Here is a 19,265-nt window from a genome sequence, read left to right on the forward strand (position 1 = left end):
TGCCCTAGATACTCGTACTTAAAATTTTGAATTGAATCGATATAGGAGTTTATATGAAGAACACAACTAAAATGATGATGGCCGCAACGCTGGCTATAGGTACGCTTGCTGCTGGTTGCCAAACCACAAATATTACGGCACCTGTCTCTCAACCCGTAACTTCTGCTGCTTTACAAGCCTATAACTGGCAGTTGGTCGATGCTAAGCTCACCAACGGCGACAAAGTTAGTCAGCTGTTCTTTGATCCTGCCAAACCGTTAACGCTAAATTTTATGAATAATAACGGCAGTGATTACGTGGCATTTATGAACACCTGCAACAGTATGAGTGCGGGCTATAGTGTTGTTAATGGCGATGTACAAATCAAAAATGGCATTAGTACTATGATGGCCTGCCCAGAACCGCAAGCAAGCTTCGATACAGCGGCTTTGGCAACGGTAGAAGGTAAGTATAGCCTCAATAAAAATGCCAATAATGTTCCTATCTTGACCATCAAGAATGACAGTCAAATCGCACATTTCAAAGCCGTTGCTAAATAAAGCTGTTTATAACTAATCCAATCTTTAAGTAACTTAGTCTCTAAGAAATTGAGTCTCTAAATAATTTGGCTTATAAGTTAAGTTGACTACAGTCTATGTGCTTAAAGCGAATACTCTCTGCAAGCTGTGTTGCAATATAAGGTTTCAAAGCAAAGTAGTATTTTGATTAAGCCTCACTTTATAGTGGGGTTTTTTTGTTCAAAACTAAAGTCCAATTTACGTTACACTAGTGTAACAAGTTGTATTTGACCAACACTGCATCTAGCTCACACTGCGTCTAACCAACACTTTGCGACGTACCTTTCATAGCGTACCTATTGGACTTTACTTTATGCTAAAAACCTCCGTGTTAAAACCAACGATCAGCATGCGTATAATAAGCAGCACGGTCGCTATAGCAGCTCTCAGCGCTTTAGCTGGCTGTCAGACGTTGCCTAGCAAATCAGCCAATATTTCTACCAGTACCGTCGATAGTAATCCACTAACTGCGCGTATGCCTGTGATGGACCGTCAAGGGCGCATAGCCTATGTGGATGAGCAGGGTACAGGTGCCGCAAAAATATCGACACTATATAGCATCCGTCCTGATGGTAGTGATCGTCAGTTGATTGATCAGATAAATGGCTATATCTATGCGCCTGCATGGTCTGCGGATGGTCAACGGCTTGCTTATAGTAAACAAGCACCACGTCAAAACCCAAAGATTTATATTTATGACCGAAAAAATAACACCCAAAGTCTGATCGTTAATGCTGAAGGCAGTAACATGTCAGCGTCATTCTCACCTGATGGTCAAAAACTCCTCTATAGCTCAACCGTCGGCGGCAACGCAGATATTTATGAGATGCGTCTGAACGATGGCAATACCAAACAGTTGACTACATTATCAAGCACTGAGGTACAGCCAAGCTATGCGTCTGATGGCAAAAGCTTTGTCTATACCAGTGATAAAGTCCGTGCTGGACGCCCAAGCATCTATCGCTATGACTTTGCCACTGGCAATGCGATACCTATGCCGACTAGTGGCTATGTCGCGAGTCCTCAACTCAGTGCAGACGGTCAGCAGTTAGCGTATCTCAACGGTCGCAAGGCTGCGGTTATGACATTGGCTACCCGTCAAACCATCGATCTCGCAGAAACAGGACTCGATGAGCCTGCACGGTTATCACCATCTGGACAGTATGCAGTTTATCCAATGCGCAGCTCGCAAGTGAGCAGCCAAGGTACTAGAAATATAGGCAGCCTCGTCATCCGCTCGTTATCTGGCAACACAAGCTACAGTATTAATAGTGACGCTGGCGGGATGGTGCGTTCACCGATTTGGGGGCGCTAATGGCGAAATCTATGTATTATAGAGTGAGATGTCTATATAATTAATAAAGAAACATAAGTTGATTCTATAGCTTAAGTTTTTATGAACGTCACATAAATTTTATAAATGGCTCATCCGGATTCTGCGTATCAAAATACTATATATAAACATGCTGTATATAGAGATACTGGATTGGGTGAGCAAAAGGAGAAAGTACGTAATGCAAGAGTTGTTTTTGATATTCATCACCAAAATCAGCTTGTACCCGACGATAGTCTTTACAGGATTGGTGATGTTTGTGACCTTGTATTGGATGGTTTCTCTACTTGGTATGGCAGATATGGATACAGTAGATATTGGCGATGCAAGTGGCGAGGGTAGCAATTTGACCTCATCAGGTTTTGTGTCGGGGCTGCTGCTCAAGTTCGGTCTATATGGCGTGCCACTTATCGTTATTCTTAGCCTAATCAGCTTAATTGGTTGGTTATTAAGTTACTTCTATACCAGTTTTTTACATCAAAATTTTGACTCTGGTCTTTTGTATTACCTATTCGGCACCGGTGCGCTAATCTTTGTATTGGTCATCTCCATGTGGCTGACAGGTATCATCATCTCTCCCATCCGCAACAAAATAGCCAAAATACCTAGACGCAATGCTGCTAGCAATATCGGCAAAATCGCGGTTGTACGTACCCTTAGTGTCACGGACAAACACGGCGAAGTGGAGTTGAATGATGGTGGTGCAGGATTGATACTCAAAATTCGCTCAGACATCAATGATGGCTCGCTGAAACAAGGCGATCGAGTGATGTTGGTGGAATATTTAGAGGCTGCCAATACTTATCGTGTAGCCCCTGTAAAAGATAAATAACCACTATAGTCACTCCACTATAAAAGTGTTACTGCGTTAACCTCGCTTGAAGTATTTGATATACATCTACACTCGGTTGCCTTGTACTACTTTTAGATTGAATCGACTATATAAATAATTTAGCCACTAGTAAGTAATCTAGTCACGATTATTCGCCATCGTTATTTTCAGCACATCATTATCGCTATTAGCACAGAATGAACAGGGATTTAGCCAGAGGTTTTAGAAGAATCTCTGGTTTATGAATAATATTTTTAGCAATGATTTAAACGGTTTTAAATTTGGTTATAGTCAGTTCAGAATAATGCAGATATAAGAATGGTGCGTGACAGGGCTACAAAGCACACGTGCTATAAAAGGTGTTATAAACAGTAAATTTAACAAACCTGATAGCGTATCTGATTTATATAGAATTGATTATGGAATGTTTTAATTAAAGGAATGGATATGGACACACTCATTATCGTCGGCGTGGTTGTAGTGCTGGCGTTTGTTTTTATGATGGTCGCACTACTGATGCTCAAGGCCTTTTACTTTAAGGTCGAGCAAGGCAAAGCACTCATTATCAACGGTGTGAGTAAAATTGCCGTACGTTTTGATGGTGGTTTTGTTTGGCCAGTCATCAACAAAAAAGAGTTGATGAGAATCTCGCTTATCACGTTAGAAGTGGACAGACGCGGTAAAGAAGGTTTGATTTGCGCAGACAACATGCGTGCTGATATCACCGTGGCATTTTATTTACGCGTTAATGAAACCGAAGAGGATGTGCTAAAAGTCGCCAAATCGGTTGGGGTAGAGCGTGCGTCAGATAAAGTCGCTGTCAACGAGCTGTTTAATGCTAAGTTCTCTGAAGCCTTAAAAACGGTTGGTAAGCAGATTGATTTCGTCAAACTGTTTGAAAACCGCAGCGAGTTTCGTGACAGTATCGTTCAAGAAATCGGCAACGATCTGAATGGCTATGTCTTAGAAGATGTGGCGATTGATTATTTAGAGCAAACGCCAAAAGCGTCATTAGATTCAAGTAATATCTTAGATGCTGAAGGTATCAAAAAGATTACTCAATTAACAGCCTTTCAGAACGTCATCACCAACGAGCTTGAGCGTGACGAAGAGCTGGCCGTTAAGAAAAAGAATGTCGAAACTAGAGAGGCGATGCTAGAGCTTGAGCGTCAGCAAGCCGATGCCGAAGCCAAACAGCAACGTGAAATCTCGTCAGTAATTGCACGCGAAACGGCTGAAACTCGCAAGATTGAAGAAGAAGAGCGTAAAAAATCAGAAACGGCCGTTATCTCGGTTGAGCAGGATTTAGCGATTCAACGTGAGAATCAGCAGCGTGAAATCGAAGTAGCAGGTCAAAATCGTCTGCGTGCAGTCGTCATCGAAGAAGAAAAAGTGACGCGTGCTCGTGATTTAGAAATTGTCTCTCGTGAGCGTGAAGTAGACTTGCAACGTATCGAAGCTGAACGTGCGATTGAGCTTGAGAAAAAAGAAATCGCCAACGTCATTCGTGAACGTATCGCAGTGGACAAAACCGTTGCGCAAGAAGAAGAGCGTATCAAAGAAGTTCGCGAAATTAGCGAGGCTGAGCGTTCTAAGCAGACACGTGTCCTAGCAGCAGAAGCCGATGCGGAAGAAATCAAAGTACGTCAGGTGAAAAAAGCCGAAGCCGAAGAGCTATCTGCCAAGCATAAAGCCGTCGAAATCACCACATTGGCTGCTGCTAATCTTGAAGCATCTGCCAAAGATTCAGAAGCCAAAATTAAGATGGCCGAAGGTACCAAAGCAGAAGAGTCAGCACATGGCTTCGCTGAAGCGGCTATCCAAGAAGTCAAAGCCGCTTCTTTAGAAAAAGAAGGCATTGCGAAAGCCAATGTTATCAAAGCGACTGGACAAGCTGAAGCGCAATCAGATCGTGAAAAAGGCATGGCAGATGCTGAGGTTATCGCCGCTCGCGGTGAATCTACTGCCAGAGCTGAGCGTGAAAAAGGCATGGCAGATGCTCAAGTCATCGCTGCTCGCGGTGAGTCAAATGCCAAAGCAGAACGCGAAGTTGGATTGGCAAAAGCCGAAGTTACTCGCGCACATTTCCAAGCCGAAGCAGATGGTCTGGTCGAGAAATTCAATGCCATGGGTAGCATGAGCAAAGAGGCACGTGAGCACGAAGAGTTCCGCATGAGCCTTGAGACGGCATTGCAAGAAGCGCTTGCTTCTATTGACGCTGGTAAAGAGATTGCGAAAGAAAATGCTGAAGTATTGGCAGTTGCGTTACAGAAAGCCAAAATCGATATTGTTGGCGGCGAAGCGCATTTCTTTGATAACTTTGCGAAGTCACTGTCTATCGGTAAAGCCATCGATGGCCTAGCGGGTAAGTCAGATACATTGAGCGGTATTATCAACGGTGTGATGGCCAGTCAAGCCATGAAATCAAACCAGCAAAATGATGATAAAGCGGTTTAATGCTATATCAGGTCGAATTGACTGATATTTATATATCCAGCATTAGTAAGCAACATTAATATCAATGAATTATCTGTCGCTTAGGCGGCAGATAATTTTAGTCAATTTGCTCTACATATCTTAATAGAGCGATAGCCAACTTAATATTAATAATGAGTTGGCTAATCTAAAAAAATAGCAGTGACCACTCGTTTTTTTAGATTAGCCAAGTGCTTCTTTACTTTCAATGATTCTTTATTGCCCAAAATTCTCTTATAGTGGATTCAGTTTAAAAGAGATACAAGGCAACCGAGTGCAGATGTATATGTGATACTTCAAGCGAGGTTAACGCTGTAGCTCTTTTATAAAGGATTGACTATATTACGTAAAAACAGAAACGGACGAGCAACGATGGCGGACACGCAAAACTCAACAAATTCAGACAGCAACGATAACGCTAATCAAGCCAACCAAACCGATCAGGCAGTTGCTTCAGGCAATGCTTATGAGCTCATCAAAAAACGTCTGACGGAACAAGGCGGCCGTTTAGAGCAGCAGACGGCAACGCTCAATAATGCGCGTCTCGAAGAGTTTGGCAGTACCCAGATGCAAGTCATTGCCCGTACTCGTATTCGTACCGAGTACAACTGCGTGGCACAAGACATGGTGCAGGTCGGCGATTATCTGCTGTTTGGCTACAACGTTTTTATGGGGCTCAAACGTGCGAGCAATATTAAAGACGTATTGTCGTTATATCGTCTGAATGAGCCAGTTGGTAATGAAGAAGAGTATCAGCTTGAAGAGGTAGACCTAAAAGGCACTTTTTTGGCTCAAGATGCCTTTGTCCAAGATTTCAATGAGCTGTATCGCTATTACAAACAAACGCGCCTGATTCAAATAACGGTGAAAGACAGCAAATTGCTGTTGGCGTTTCAGATTGGCGAGCGTATCACCGATATTCGAGTGTTCCGTTTTGCGTTAGATTTTAGCCAAGGCACACCAGAGTCGGCGCAAGTCGCTTATGTGGACAATCGAGGCGAGCGTGACATTGAGCTGCCGCCTGCTTATGATTTTGACTGGATTGAGACCACACGCGATCAAATGGTGAATGGCAAATATCCCCATATGAATATCTTAGACACGATATTTGTGGAAACGGTCGGTGGCGATTTGACCATTAAGATTGAGGACAATACGCAGTCCGGTCAGGGTATTTATAGCGAACCGGTCAATGACCGTACTCAGTCGCTGACGGATGCTGAGATTGCTTACGCCAAAGTAGGCAGTTTAATACTGCTCAAAATATTGCCCTATCGCGAAGAGGACTACCGTTATTTTGTTTATAACACCTTGACCGAAGCAGTACTGCGATTGGATGCGATTGGACAGTCATGTGTTCAGCTCCCAGAAGACCACGGCATCATGTTTCCGGGTGGTTACTATCTACAGACAGGTGAGTATAAGCTGTTTGAGGCCAATAATGTTGGCGCTACTGACTTACGGTTTAAGCGTAAAATTGTGTCGCCGAATGGGGAAGATGTTCTATTTTTATTTTACGACAGAGACTTGGGCGTCACGGGGCTGTTTCCTTATAACTTGATTAAAAAGCAACTGGCAAACCCTATCTATTGTAACGGTATGGCCTTGGCTGAGAATGGTCGCTTGGTGCTGTTTAGTGACCAAAGCGAGCCGTCTCGTATTCACCCGATGCAAATATGGCATACGCCTTATGCCTCACACGAGTATGTGAGCGAACTGCCAGAGAGCACGAGTTTTTATGGCAAGATTGGTAATAAAGAATTGGTGCGCGGTATCTCAGACCTTTATAGCATTACCCGCCTCATTGACAATCAAAGCGTGTCACAGAAGCTCTATGAAGAGCTTACCAATAATACTAGCCGACTCTTTGACAGCTATTATTGGTTGTCTGAGCCTGAGCTGAGCGAAGTCGCCAGTAGTATTAAAGAAGTGACGGCCACGGCTGAGCTGGTCATTGATGAATTCGCTAAAGTACAAAGTATCCAAAAGCAAACCCAAACCGCGTTAGCCGATGCCGATACGCAGCAAAGTGAGATTTTGCGGCAGATACGCGTCACTAGTTTTGAGTCTGCCAGTGATTATGTCGATCAACTGTCAGCGTTAAGACGCCAAAAAGGCCGTTTGGTCAGCTTAAAAGATTTGCGTTATCTAGATGCTGACAAACTACAGGCATTACAGACGCAGCTAGAAGAAGCCGAAAGCGAGCTGGCTGAAAAAACCGTGCTGTTCTTAAGTGGGGAAGAGGCGCTGTCAAGTTACCAAGGTATATTGGTCGATGTCAGTGAGCGCTTAAACACCGCAGAAACCAATGCTGAACTAAAACCTGTACTAGAAAAAATCGACGAGACAGCGCAAGGGTTAGATTTATTAACCGAGTTGCTAGGCACGTTGGATGTGGCTGATGCTACGGTGCGTACGCAAATTATCGATGATATATCGACTATCTATGCGAGCCTAAACCAGAGCAAAGCCAAGCTCAATCATAAACGAAAAAATCTAGGCTCAGCGGAGGCCGTTGCACAATTTGGTGCGCAGTTTAAGCTATTCGGGCAATCTATTGCCAACGCATTATCCATTGCCAATACCCCTGAGAAATCAGATGAGCAAATGGCAAAATTATTAGTGCAGCTAGAAGAGTTAGAGAGCCAATTCGCTGACCCAGAGACCAATAGCGGCGATCAGTTTTTAGCCGATATAATCAGCAAACGTGAAGAGATTTACGAGACCTTTGAAAACCATAAGCAGCAATTGCTCGATGCTCGCAACCGTAAAGCGCAAAACTTAGGTGATGGTGCGCTACGAATGCTTGAGAGTATTAAAAAACGCACGCAAAGCACTGGCGTCACAGGCTTTACAGAGGAAGAGGCGCTAAATACGTATTTTGCGGCTGATGGTCTGGTACAAAAAGTCCGCAACATCGCAAAAGAGCTACAAGCGATGGGCTTTAGTGTAAAAGCTGATGACATCGATGCCCGCCTAAAAGCCATTCAAATCGAGAGTTATAAGAGTCTAAAAGACAAGTCGGACTTGTTTGAAGATGGTGGTCAGATTATCAAACTGGGCAAGCACCGTTTTTCGGTCAATACTCAGCCACTTGATTTGACCTTATTGAGCCGTCAACAGTCAGATGGTAAGCGTGTGCTGAATTTGCATCTAACGGGCACAGACTATTATGAAGTGCTTAATAACACTGAGCTGAATGCCTTGCGCCCGTATTGGGACATGAATATCGCCTCTGAGTCCGATGCCGTTTACCGCGCGGAGTATTTGGCCTATAGCATTATCGAGAGTGCTAAGAGTAGCAAAGAGGGTTTGACCGAAGCGCGTCTATATCAAGCATATGGTGCGACGGTTATTACCCTCGATATTAATGGCGATATTGATAATGACAGCCCATTGTCCAAACTGGTCAAAGCTTACGCGACCCCTCGTTATCAGCTCGGCTATGACAAAGGCATTCACGACCATGATGCCACGCTATTACTGATGCAAATACTGCCGACCTTGCGCGAGGCAGGGTTGCTGATTTATACCCCACAAGTACGTGCGTTGGCGCAATTATTCTATTGGCAGCTCAATATTGTCCAAGCGCTGGGCTTAGACAGCTTACGCCAATTTGGTTATGACGCTTGGTTAAATGAATCCGTGCTGACGCGCGCGAGCAACTGGACGGATAGAGCTGCGACCGCCGAGCAACTGCGCCGTGCCTTGGGCAGTGATACGGCCAAATCTCTATTGGTCGAAGATATGAGCCAAGTGATGCGTGATTTTGTTGCTGCTTATCATGACAGCAGTGCTAGCGTTGATAACGGCGTAAACATCTTCAAACCAAGCTATGTCCAGCTTGCTTGCGAGTATTTAGTGAGCGTGATGGGGCAGTCGGCTGAAACCAATGCAGGCGCAAACAGCACAATAAACTGGCAAACCAGTCAACAAGCGCAGCAGTTATGTGAGCAGCTAAGCCAAACGCTAAATAGTGCCTCAGGTAGTATGCAAGCGACGGCCAGTTTTGATCAACTACAGTCTTCTATTAGCAAGCTTGGATTCCAGCCCAAATCAGCCTATGAGCTATTGGCAACCTGGTTCCATGCATTACTTGAGAAAACTTATGGTGGAAATGAATCGGCTAATGTCGCACCTGATGGTACCAATGAAACAGGCGAAGCACTCAGTGAAGAGCAGCTGTCCGAGATTGAAGAACAAAACGCGCTACGCAAGCAGCAGTTAGAAAGTGGCCGTCATTATGTGCCGGAGGCGATAGCCGTTTTACTCACTCAATTGAACGATGCTCAACGTGAAGCTTTGGTGCAGCGATTGATTGATTCAGGCGCGAGCTTTGATAAACGGATGGGTGTTAAAAGGTCAGGCAGTACAAGCGCAAGTACCACGCCATCTGCTTTATCATTTTCCTCAATCACCTCGTCGCCAGTTTCATCGACGACATCATTGACCAGTATCAATAACCCGCTCAACCAAGTACAAAGCTTTGAGCGTAGCACGGGTAAGGTATCGCTTGAGATACAAATTAATAATCTGCTGGGTGAGCATGCGCGTATTCATCAGCAGACATTGACCTTTGCTGTTGATGATTTCTTAAATCGTCTGCATCATCATGATACCCAAGTCATTCCTGCCTATAGACGTTATTTGGCCATGCGCTCAGAGATTTTGCATGATTCAAAAGAGACGTTGCGACTGGACGAGTTTATGCCGCGTCCATTATCCTCCTTTGTGCGTAACCGTCTGATTAATGAGAGCTATCTGCCACTCATTGGTGACAATCTTGCCAAACAGATGGGCACGGTCGGTGAAGATAAGCGTACCGATTTGATGGGTATTCTCATGATGATATCGCCACCAGGGTATGGTAAAACCACCTTGATGGAGTATGTGGCAAACCGTCTCGGCCTTATCTTTATGAAGATTAATTGTCCGTCACTCGGTCATGATGTGACGTCTTTAGATCCCGAAAAAGCGCCCAATGCCACCGCCCGAGAAGAGTTGAATAAAATCAACTTAGCCTTTGAGATGGGCAACAACGTCATGCTCTATCTCGATGATATTCAGCATACCCATGCGGAATTTTTGCAGAAGTTTATCTCACTCGGCGATGGTACACGCCGTATCGATGGCGTCTGGCAAGGTAAGACCAAAACCTATGACATGCGTGGCAAAAAGTTCTGCGTGGTTATGGCGGGTAACCCATATACCGAGAGCGGCGAGGCCTTTAAAGTGCCAGACATGCTCGCCAACCGTGCCGACATCTACAACTTAGGCGATATCATGAGCGGTATGGAGGAAGTATTTGCGCTCAGTTATATCGAAAACTCGCTCACTTCTAACACCGTTCTCGCGCCACTGGCCAACCGTGACTTAGCGGATGTCCATCGTCTCATTAAAATGGCGAAAGCGGATAATGCGAATCTCGCCCAAGCTCAAAGCGGTGATTTGACGTATCCGTATAGCACTTCAGAGATTAATGAGATTGTCGCGATCTTGCGCCATATGTTTAGGGTGCAAGAAGTCATTCTGGACGTCAACCAAGCCTATATTGCCTCCGCCTCGCAAGATGATAAGTATCGTGTTGAGCCGATATTTAAGCTACAGGGCAGTTATCGTAACATGAATAAGATGACCGAAAAACTGTCGGCGGTCATGAATGAAGAAGAGCTGAACCAGCTGATAGATGATCACTATCTGGGCGAGTCGCAGCTATTGACCCAAGGCGCAGAGAGCAACTTGCTCAAGCTTGGTGAGATGCGTGGTGTCTTGACCGAAGCAGAAACAGAGCGTTGGGCGCAAATCAAAGCCGACTTCCTACGTAACAAAGCCATGGGCGGTGAAGATGGTGATACTGGCGCACGTATCGTCGCCCAGTTGGTCGATTTGGCCAGTGGTTTCAATGCCATCAGTAGCCAGTTTGAGACATACTTAACCAAAAATGATCCAGAGCAAATCGCTCGCTTACGAGAAGCAGGACAACAAGCGCAACTCGATGCCCAGATAAACGCTCAATTAGAAGCACAGAAAATCCTTGCCGATAGCGTGATCAACAATGCCAAAGTCGTCAGCGACAGTATCGATAATGGCTTTGAGAAAAGTGTGAGTCAGTTGGTACAAATATATAAGCACGATCACAATGCTGGAAAGGCGGAAGGCGAGTATCTCAAGCAAAACCAAGACGTACAAAAAGCACTGATGGTGCAGCTGGTCAATGCCGTTGAACAACTGGCACAAAAAATGGCGGATAGCTTGTCTAATAGTTTAACTGAGAGCCTAGCTAAGAGTGATGAGAATCAAGCGGCAGATAGTGATATCCTTGATATTCATCAGCAGACCGCATTGATGGCAACTGCCCTCAAGCAAGCGCTAGAGCCACTGACGATGCGTATGGATGAGAAGCTAGCGATTGATAGCAGTACCGATCAATCAGGCAAGTTAATCGTCAATAGTCTAAATAGACTTAATAAAATTTTTGACGACTATGATTAGTAGCTGACGATTAACAACTAATGATTGATTATTAACGCTTATGAGCAATGCTGATGATTAGCACTTATGAATAGCACTATAAATAGGGCTTATGATTAAGAGACAGTGGTAATATAGTCGGCAACAGCTGCTTCGGATACAATGACGGCGAGTAAGAGTGCTACAAACAGTAGGTTAAGCAAGACTGACACCGTATCCGAAGGTAGTGAATCGACTATATCAAACCAATGAGAAAATTATGGCGCACAAAAAGAAGAACGTCCGCAAAAAACTTTGCCCTGTCTGCGAGCGTGAATTTAGTTGGACTAAAAAGTTGGATAAAAATTGGGACAGCATGGTCTATTGCTCTGACCAATGCCGACGCGTTAAAAAGTATGAAGGGCTGGATCATCAAAAAGAAGATAAATAGGCAGTAACAATTAACCATAGATATTAGATATACGGCACAAAGGGGCAGATGATGGCACATAAAAAGGTAAACCTACCGCAAAAAATCTGCCCCGTCTGCCAGCGCCCGTTTACGTGGCGTAAGAAGTGGGAAAAGGATTGGGAGCAGGTAATTTATTGTTCTGAGCGGTGTCGGCGGGGTAAAGATAAAGACAAAGTCAATTGATTCAACGTCCTAAAGCCAGACAAAAGACAAGAAAGACCTGCCAGTTTTTGATCAAAACGTCTTAGTCTATTCAGATGATTATCGAGTGAGTTGAAGACACAGCCTAGCATAATCAATCTTATTTTATAAATTTAACATAGTGAATTAAATTTATTTCATTATCCTTTCTTTAAAAGCAACCTCGCATCGAATGTTTTAATCAACAAAGTTTTATAAAATCCTCGAAGTCACCAAGCTTATAATCTATAATGATTTTTTTAAATTTTCCGTTTTTTATTAAAATTGCAAAAATGCATTTAATTTAACTCATTTAAAATAAACATTAACCGAAATTTTATAAGGCTCTAAGGATAGGATGAAACAAATACAATTTAAAGGTGACGGAACAGAGTATTTCAAAATATGGATTGTTAACGTTTTATTGTGCATTGTCACCATAGGGATTTATTACCCATGGGCAAAAGTACGTACGCGTCGATATTTTTATGCGAACACTGAATATGCAAATCGATACTTCGATTACCATGCAACAGGAAAGCAATTATTTCTGGGCTATTTAATCGGTGTGTTTATATTATTTGCTTTACAGGTTGTAGGCTCTATCCTGCCTACTATTGGCCTCATTTTACCCGTTGTTTTATTTGCTTTTATCCCTTGGATTATCATGCGCAGCCTAAAGTTTAACATGCGCATGACCAGCTTTAGCAACGTGCGTTTCAGTTTCAAGGGTAATCTAAAACCCGCCTATATTATTTATATGCTTATACCCATATTGGGTTATTTAGCAATTGCATTGCCTGTCTTTGTTAGCCTATTTCCAATGTCAAAACTAGATGAAGGTTTTAACGTAATCTTTGCCTTCATGCTATTTTTAGTAGGTCTAATCGCAGCGATAGCGATAGGTATTTTTGTCATAGGACTCTTTACTAAAAAAGCAGCTGAATATCAGATTGGTCAGACAAAATTTGGTCAAGGTGATTTTTTCATCAACATCAATACTTCAAAATTTATAAAAATTCAACTTAAGAAAATACTCATCATTATTGGCTGTTTGATTATCCTCTCAATACTCTCAGGCTTAGTATTCGCAGCTACTATGTCAGGTGGATTTAATCTTGGCAGTATTTCCAATGACATTGAAAGCGCAGAGGCAAGTCCATTATTTGTTGTTGGTTTTTTGGTCGTATATTTTGGCTTTATTGCTACGTTCTTGTTCGCTACTGCCTATTCATTTAGCCGTCAACGCCAGTATATATTCGAAAATACCACGTTAGATAAAGCCATTACTTTTAGGTCAACCGTTGGTGCTAAACGCTATTTTTATATCTTAGTGACAAATATGCTCTTGGTTCTATTTACTGCTGGCTTAGCATTACCTTGGGCAAAAGTCCGTGTGGCTCGTTATATCGCTGATAACTCTTGGATAGAAGCCTCAGATATAGATATCAATAGTTATTTGACCCAAAAAGAGAAAGAGCAGTCTGCTATCGGTGAAGAGATTGGCGATGTTTTAGATATCGATATAGATATTGCAATCTAAGCCAGACTCTAGTGGATACAGTGAGAAACTTAATGGTAAATTTAATATCAGGCAAATGGTATCCCAAAGACAGCTCGGTTCAATATACCGCGCAACTCACGCTCGCTGAGACGAGATATGAGGTAAATATTGTATCTGTTGAGACCAGTGATAGCTTGGATAGTAGCCAGAATATTGATGGTCAGTGGTCGCAAGTTGCGATCAGTGATCGACTAGGAAGTACTGAGCGTAAACTTACACTCGCTGATGGATCACTATTTACGACTCACGATAATGATGCTATTGATAACTTCATCAATAGCAGTCAAGGTAGTAGTACAGGTTCAAAATGGAGTTTACGCTTACATCGCCATGAAACAAAAATGACTAGCGTATTAACGATGCTGGTCTTAACGATTGTTTTTGTATTTAGTTTTATTAAATGGGGCATTCCTTGGACGAGTCAAACGGTCGCACATGCCTTGCCACAAGCAACAGGCGATTTTATTGGTAAACAGTCATTAAAGTTTGCAGATGGTTATTTTTTACAGCCCACTAAAATAAGTGACGCTGAACAGCAGGATATTCAATCACGGTTTGAGACACGCCTTAAACGCTTTGCTGGTGACGATAGAATTCATTATCAGATCCATTTTAGGGATATGAATATCAATGGATTGAGTTTGCCAAATGCTTTTGCATTGCCATCGGGTGATATTGTTCTGACAGATAAATTTATAGATTTAAGTAAAAATGATGATGAGATAGATGCTGTGCTATTGCACGAGATGGGCCATGTTGTAGAGCGTCATGGCTTAGAGATGCTCACTCAAAACTCATTAACGACTATGATTGTCATACTTGTATTAGGCAACCCAGATGGCATCAGTGAAGTTGCCACAGGGCTAGGAACTGCATTGGTATCAAGCCATTATTCACGTCAGTACGAAACTGAAGCAGATGAGTTTGCTTTTAACAAGATGCTTGAGATTGGTGTTAATCCGCAAGCTTTTGTGGATATCCTGAGCCGGATGGAAGACTATTCGACGACAGTAACTGACACAAAAGACGTTGATGATACTACGCATCAGCATGAAGGTGACGATGAAGATGAAATCGATAATGAAAAAGTTGAAGAGGTTGAAGAAGATAAGTTGTCCGACTTCCTATCGAGTCATCCTAATACCCAATTGCGGATTAAAATGGCAGAAAAATATAGCAAGTGCTTTGAGCAAGGGTTAAAGGTTTGTAAGTGAAGAATGTAAAAGTAAGTCATGGCACATAAAAAGGTAAATCTACCGCAAAAAACCTGCCCCGTCTGCCAGCGCCCGTTTACGTGGCGTAAAAAGTGGGAGAAAGATTGGGAGCAGGTGATCTATTGTTCTGAGCGGTGTCGGCGGGGGAAGGATAATAAAAGTTGAGCTAAGATTTAAATAATATTTATTTATGGCGTAGCAGGCGCTGAACGCATCCTACAGAGCTTTTAGTTCAATAATATACATAAAACGTAATTAAGGAAAAATAGTGCATATTTCTAAATTCATCATAAGAAACTTTCGAAACTTTGAATCCGCAGATTTCAATTTTAAGGAAGGTGTTAATACTATTATTGGTGAAAATGGTTCAGGTAAAACTAATTTTTTTTATGCTCTTCGGCTTATGCTTGATGATACTCTACCTCGTTATATGGGATTTGGCGAACGAGATTTCAATCGAAATTTAGGCAATTGGCAGGGTCATTGGATAATTTTGACTACACATTTTAGCGAGTTAGACTTAAGTGAGGAATCACAAGCTCTAAGCATACATGCTTGTGGCCAATTAGATACTGAGGAAGAGAAACCTAAAGGGAGCTATATATTATGCTTTCGTCCGAAGTCTCATATTAGACAAGAGCTTTATGAATATTCCCAAAAAGAAGATAAAGACAAAAGTGGACTGGAAAACATTCTAAGCCAAATTAATATTACTGATTACGAGACTGTTTATCTTTGCAGAGGATATCTAAACTTTAGTAAAGACGATATTTACAAAAGTTATGTTGGTGATTTTGAGAATATTATATTCCCAAATCCAAATGAACAGCAAAAACAAAAGTACGGTGACTATTTACCTAGGGAAATTAACCTATACAATGAGATATCGTGTACCTTTATTAAGGCACTGCGAGATGTCGCTAGTGACTTGCGATCATACTCCAATAATCCTCTTGTTAGATTGTTAAAAGATAAAGGTAAATCGATTGAAATCGAAACTCAAAATGATTTAGTTGATAGTATTAACGAACTTAATAGTAGTATTGCTAGTCTTAATGAGGTAATTGATATACAAAAAGGAATTGACGATAGTTTAAAACAGGCTGTAGGTACAACTTATGCACCTAATATCGAAATCAGAGCTGAGTTGCCTAATAAAATGGATAAATTATTTCAGTCCTTAAGACTGTGGGTAGGTGATTCAGATGACGAAGATAGAGGAAAAATATCAGAATTAAGTTTAGGCGGTGCAAACTTGATCTTTCTGTCTCTGAAACTCCTAGAGTATGAAAAAATAAAAACAGACAAAGTAGCTAATGTTTTATTAATTGAAGAACCTGAAGCTCATATTCACACTCATATACAAAAGACACTATTCGATAACCTGCATCAACATAATACGCAAATATTTGTCTCTACTCATTCGACTCAAATATCATCGGTCAGTAAAATTAGTAGCGTTAACATACTAAGCCGTGAAGATAAGAAGTCAGTTGTATTCAACCCTTCATATGATTTAGATGATAATGAGATTGTTAGAATTGAACGATACCTAGATGCTGTTAGAAGTGATTTGTTGTTTGCAAAAGGTGTTCTACTAGTTGAGGGGGATGCAGAACAAATTTTAATACCAGTGATATTTAAAAGAGTTTTTGGTTTGTCTTTAGATGAAATTGGTGTCAGCCTTATTAATATTGGCAGTACGGGGTTTAAGAATATCGCAAGAATATTCCATCAAGATAGAGTTAATCGTAGATGTAGTATTATTACGGATTTCGATGAATCTTTTATTAGCTTACCTATTAATAAAGATGATGATAACCCAGAACAAAAAAAAGCTAGGAACTCACAAAAGAGTGGAGTAGAAAGAAAAGATAATCTTGATATTTTTTGTGAGAAAAATATGTGTATTAAACCTTTTTTTGCAAAGAATACATTTGAAGTGGATATGTTATTAGAAAGTAATGCATATGAATTCAAAAATATAGTTCATGAGGTTTATAAAACTAAGAGTAAAATAAAAGAATCCAAAAGTAATTTAGATTCTGAAGATGTTGAAGTTTCCGGACGAGAGGTTCTCAAATTAGCAACAACTAAAAAGAAAGGATGGTTTGCATTATTAGTAGCAGAAGAAGTCAACGTTAATACAGGAGTGCCAGACTATATTCTTAGTGCAATTGCATGGTCTTCTCCACATATAAATTCAGCATCGAAAGTTAAAGCGGTGAGATATAGATTAGAGAATGTTCATTTTACTGCTGAATTGTTAGAAGAAGATATAGAATTAATTAAAATACATTCAAGTTTTAACTCAATTGAAAGTGATGAAGATCTACTGATAAAGTTTAGAGACTGCTTTCAAGAAGACCCATTAACTAAGCTTTTAAATCATTATGATTCTTAATAACCTGACACGCGAACAGAAACTTGCTGTCCAACAAGATGGTCATGTATTACTATCTGCTTGCCCAGGTAGCGGTAAGACACGTACTATTATTCATAAGTTAGCATATGAGTCTAGTCGGTTGGATGATAATAGTAAGAAAAAAGTCGTTGCTGTTACTTTCACTATTCGAGCATCTGATGAGATATTTAATCGACTTAATAGGATGTCCATAGATAGTTCTAGGATTTGGTCTGGAACATTGCACTCTTTTTGCCTAGAGTGGATTTTGAAACCATACTCTTGTTACCTTCTTGAACTTCAAAATGGTTATACAATAGCTGACGAAGCTTATAAAATTTCATTAATAAATGATTTAAAGGAAAAGTATCGAGTAAATTTATATATTGACAACACTCGGCTTGATAGGAATGGTTCTTTTGTTGAGTCTGATAATAGAAAGAAGGCAATATTAAATTACTATCACCAAGATTTGAAAGAACAGAAACTAATAGATTTTGATTTGTTATTGTATTACTCATACCAGTTATTAGTTACATATCCAAAAATCGGAAGAGTACTGTCAAATTTGTTTCACCTAATATGTGTTGATGAATACCAAGATACTCAAGATTTATCATACGCAATTATTTGTAATATTATCAATGCTAATAACGGCAACACTTCATTATTTCTAGCAGGTGATATTGACCAAGCGATATATCACTCTTTGGGTGGCGTTGCTAAAAATAAGACAGAAATTGAATCTGAGCTGAATGGACAAAAAATCATTGAGATGTCCCTAACAGGTAACTTTCGCTCAACTCAGAGAATTATTGATTACTACAATAGCTTTCAGAGTAATCCTATTCCTATAATTGCTCAAGGTGCTAATGCCAATGAACAAGGAGTTATCTCATATAACAATACAGTCAATCAAGATGAGTTAGTCAATGAGCTAGTTAGGTTAATTCAAGAAAATATTAATAATGGTATTGCTGAAAACGAGATATGTGTGTTATTTCCTCAGTGGTGGCTCATCACTTCTATAACTGGAAAACTAAAACCCCTACTACCTGATGTAAACTTTGATGCTTCTGGACTTGCACCTATGTCCAAAAATCGTGATAATTTTTGGTATACACTGTCTCATTTATTTCTCACAGAATCTAGCCCTACTATCTACTCGCTGCGCTATAAATGGGCAAAAGAGTTGATTGATAAGTTTCACGAGCATACTGGTACGGAGTTTCCCGAACCTTACTACATTGAACGTAACATTCTTCGTTTAACAAATTCAATAACATCGGATAAAACCGAAGTAGTTAGTTATTTAGAGGACTGCTTTTTCCAATTTGCAAACAAACTAAATTTAGATTCAAAAAAATATCCTAGCTTGGGAGAGAGTTGGAAAGTTTATTTCAAAAATATTAAATTAAGGCTAAATGATAGAAGTTACAATGTCCCAAGTGATATCGATTCTTTTAAAAAACTTTATAAAGAAAGAGGTGGAATTGTCATAAACACTTGTATGGGTATTAAGGGTGAAGAATTTGAAACCGTTATAGCCTTTGGTCTGTTAAATGGATATATTCCACACTCAAATGAAGCCAGCCCTCATCATGCTTCTAATAAAATGATGTATGTAATTTCTTCAAGGGCTAAAAAAAACCTTCATCTCATTAGTGAGACAGGACGAATGATAAGAGATTCTAATGGCGTAGCTACACCTGTTTTGAGTAACAAAAGATATACGTATGATAAATAACTTTCGATAGTAGAGGCTATAGTTGGTACGACACAGG

At 41.0% G+C, this 19,265-nt stretch carries 12 protein-coding genes; all 12 read left to right on the forward strand.

Going from position 1 to position 19,265, the window contains the following annotated elements; genetic code table 11:
• The first annotated feature begins 53 nt into the window (after positions 1-53).
• Positions 54-539 (forward strand): META domain-containing protein, encoded by a 486-nt coding sequence (locus DFP82_RS11505; RefSeq protein ID WP_110923884.1) that lies wholly within the window; start codon positions 54-56, stop codon positions 537-539.
• A gap of 331 nt (positions 540-870) precedes the next feature.
• Positions 871-1,872: a PD40 domain-containing protein gene (locus tag DFP82_RS11510; RefSeq protein WP_110923885.1), complete on the forward strand. Its 1,002-nt coding sequence runs from the start codon at positions 871-873 to the stop codon at positions 1,870-1,872.
• A 199-nt stretch (positions 1,873-2,071) separates the two neighbouring features.
• Complete coding sequence (locus tag DFP82_RS11515; RefSeq protein WP_110923886.1) at positions 2,072-2,722, forward strand: DUF1449 domain-containing protein; 651 nt, start codon at positions 2,072-2,074, stop codon at positions 2,720-2,722.
• Positions 2,723-3,169: 447 nt separating this feature from the next.
• The gene (locus DFP82_RS11520; RefSeq protein WP_110923887.1) at positions 3,170-5,179 is read left to right on the forward strand and encodes a flotillin family protein; all 2,010 of its coding nucleotides are present in this window, start codon (positions 3,170-3,172) and stop codon (positions 5,177-5,179) included.
• Positions 5,180-5,569: 390 nt separating this feature from the next.
• Positions 5,570-11,689 carry a DNA repair ATPase gene (locus DFP82_RS11525; protein ID WP_110923888.1) on the forward strand — a complete coding sequence of 2,040 codons (6,120 nt, stop codon included), beginning with the start codon at positions 5,570-5,572 and terminating at the stop codon, positions 11,687-11,689.
• A 238-nt stretch (positions 11,690-11,927) separates the two neighbouring features.
• Positions 11,928-12,098, forward strand: coding sequence for a DUF2256 domain-containing protein (locus DFP82_RS11530; RefSeq protein ID WP_083475743.1), 171 nt, complete (start codon positions 11,928-11,930; stop codon positions 12,096-12,098).
• 51 nt (positions 12,099-12,149) lie between these two features.
• Complete coding sequence (locus DFP82_RS11535) at positions 12,150-12,302, forward strand: DUF2256 domain-containing protein (protein ID WP_010196549.1); 153 nt, start codon at positions 12,150-12,152, stop codon at positions 12,300-12,302.
• Between the two features lie 355 nt (positions 12,303-12,657).
• Entirely contained in the window at positions 12,658-13,842 is a 1,185-nt protein-coding gene (locus DFP82_RS11540; protein ID WP_110923889.1) for a YjgN family protein, read from the forward strand.
• A 32-nt stretch (positions 13,843-13,874) separates the two neighbouring features.
• Entirely contained in the window at positions 13,875-15,077 is a 1,203-nt protein-coding gene (locus DFP82_RS11545; RefSeq protein ID WP_110923890.1) for a M48 family metallopeptidase, read from the forward strand.
• Positions 15,078-15,095: 18 nt separating this feature from the next.
• Positions 15,096-15,242: a DUF2256 domain-containing protein gene (locus tag DFP82_RS11550; protein ID WP_110923891.1), complete on the forward strand. Its 147-nt coding sequence runs from the start codon at positions 15,096-15,098 to the stop codon at positions 15,240-15,242.
• A 103-nt stretch (positions 15,243-15,345) separates the two neighbouring features.
• On the forward strand, positions 15,346-17,481 hold the full coding sequence (locus DFP82_RS11555; RefSeq protein WP_110923892.1) for an ATP-dependent nuclease: 2,136 nt from the start codon (positions 15,346-15,348) through the stop codon (positions 17,479-17,481).
• Entirely contained in the window at positions 17,471-19,228 is a 1,758-nt protein-coding gene (locus DFP82_RS11560) for a UvrD-helicase domain-containing protein (RefSeq protein WP_110923893.1), read from the forward strand. Before DFP82_RS11555 ends, DFP82_RS11560 begins: the two co-directional genes overlap by 11 nt.
• Positions 19,229-19,265: the final 37 nt, after the last annotated feature.

The sequence above is a fragment of the Psychrobacter fozii genome (assembly GCF_003217155.1).
Taxonomy (GTDB): domain Bacteria; phylum Pseudomonadota; class Gammaproteobacteria; order Pseudomonadales; family Moraxellaceae; genus Psychrobacter; species Psychrobacter fozii.

Excerpts from the sequence above, each read along its gene's own strand:
- DFP82_RS11520 (WP_110923887.1), top strand. The coding sequence starts at position 3,170 with ATGGACACACTCATTATCGTCGGCGTGGTTGTAGTGCTGGCGTTTGTT.
- DFP82_RS11550 (WP_110923891.1), top strand. The coding sequence starts at position 15,096 with ATGGCACATAAAAAGGTAAATCTACCGCAAAAAACCTGCCCCGTCTGC.
- DFP82_RS11510 (WP_110923885.1), top strand. The coding sequence starts at position 871 with ATGCTAAAAACCTCCGTGTTAAAACCAACGATCAGCATGCGTATAATA.
- DFP82_RS11540 (WP_110923889.1), top strand. The coding sequence starts at position 12,658 with ATGAAACAAATACAATTTAAAGGTGACGGAACAGAGTATTTCAAAATA.
- DFP82_RS11525 (WP_110923888.1), top strand. The coding sequence starts at position 5,570 with ATGGCGGACACGCAAAACTCAACAAATTCAGACAGCAACGATAACGCT.
- DFP82_RS11515 (WP_110923886.1), top strand. The coding sequence starts at position 2,072 with ATGCAAGAGTTGTTTTTGATATTCATCACCAAAATCAGCTTGTACCCG.
- DFP82_RS11560 (WP_110923893.1), top strand. The coding sequence starts at position 17,471 with ATGATTCTTAATAACCTGACACGCGAACAGAAACTTGCTGTCCAACAA.
- DFP82_RS11505 (WP_110923884.1), top strand. The coding sequence starts at position 54 with ATGAAGAACACAACTAAAATGATGATGGCCGCAACGCTGGCTATAGGT.
- DFP82_RS11530 (WP_083475743.1), top strand. The coding sequence starts at position 11,928 with ATGGCGCACAAAAAGAAGAACGTCCGCAAAAAACTTTGCCCTGTCTGC.
- DFP82_RS11545 (WP_110923890.1), top strand. The coding sequence starts at position 13,875 with ATGGTAAATTTAATATCAGGCAAATGGTATCCCAAAGACAGCTCGGTT.
- DFP82_RS11535 (WP_010196549.1), top strand. The coding sequence starts at position 12,150 with ATGGCACATAAAAAGGTAAACCTACCGCAAAAAATCTGCCCCGTCTGC.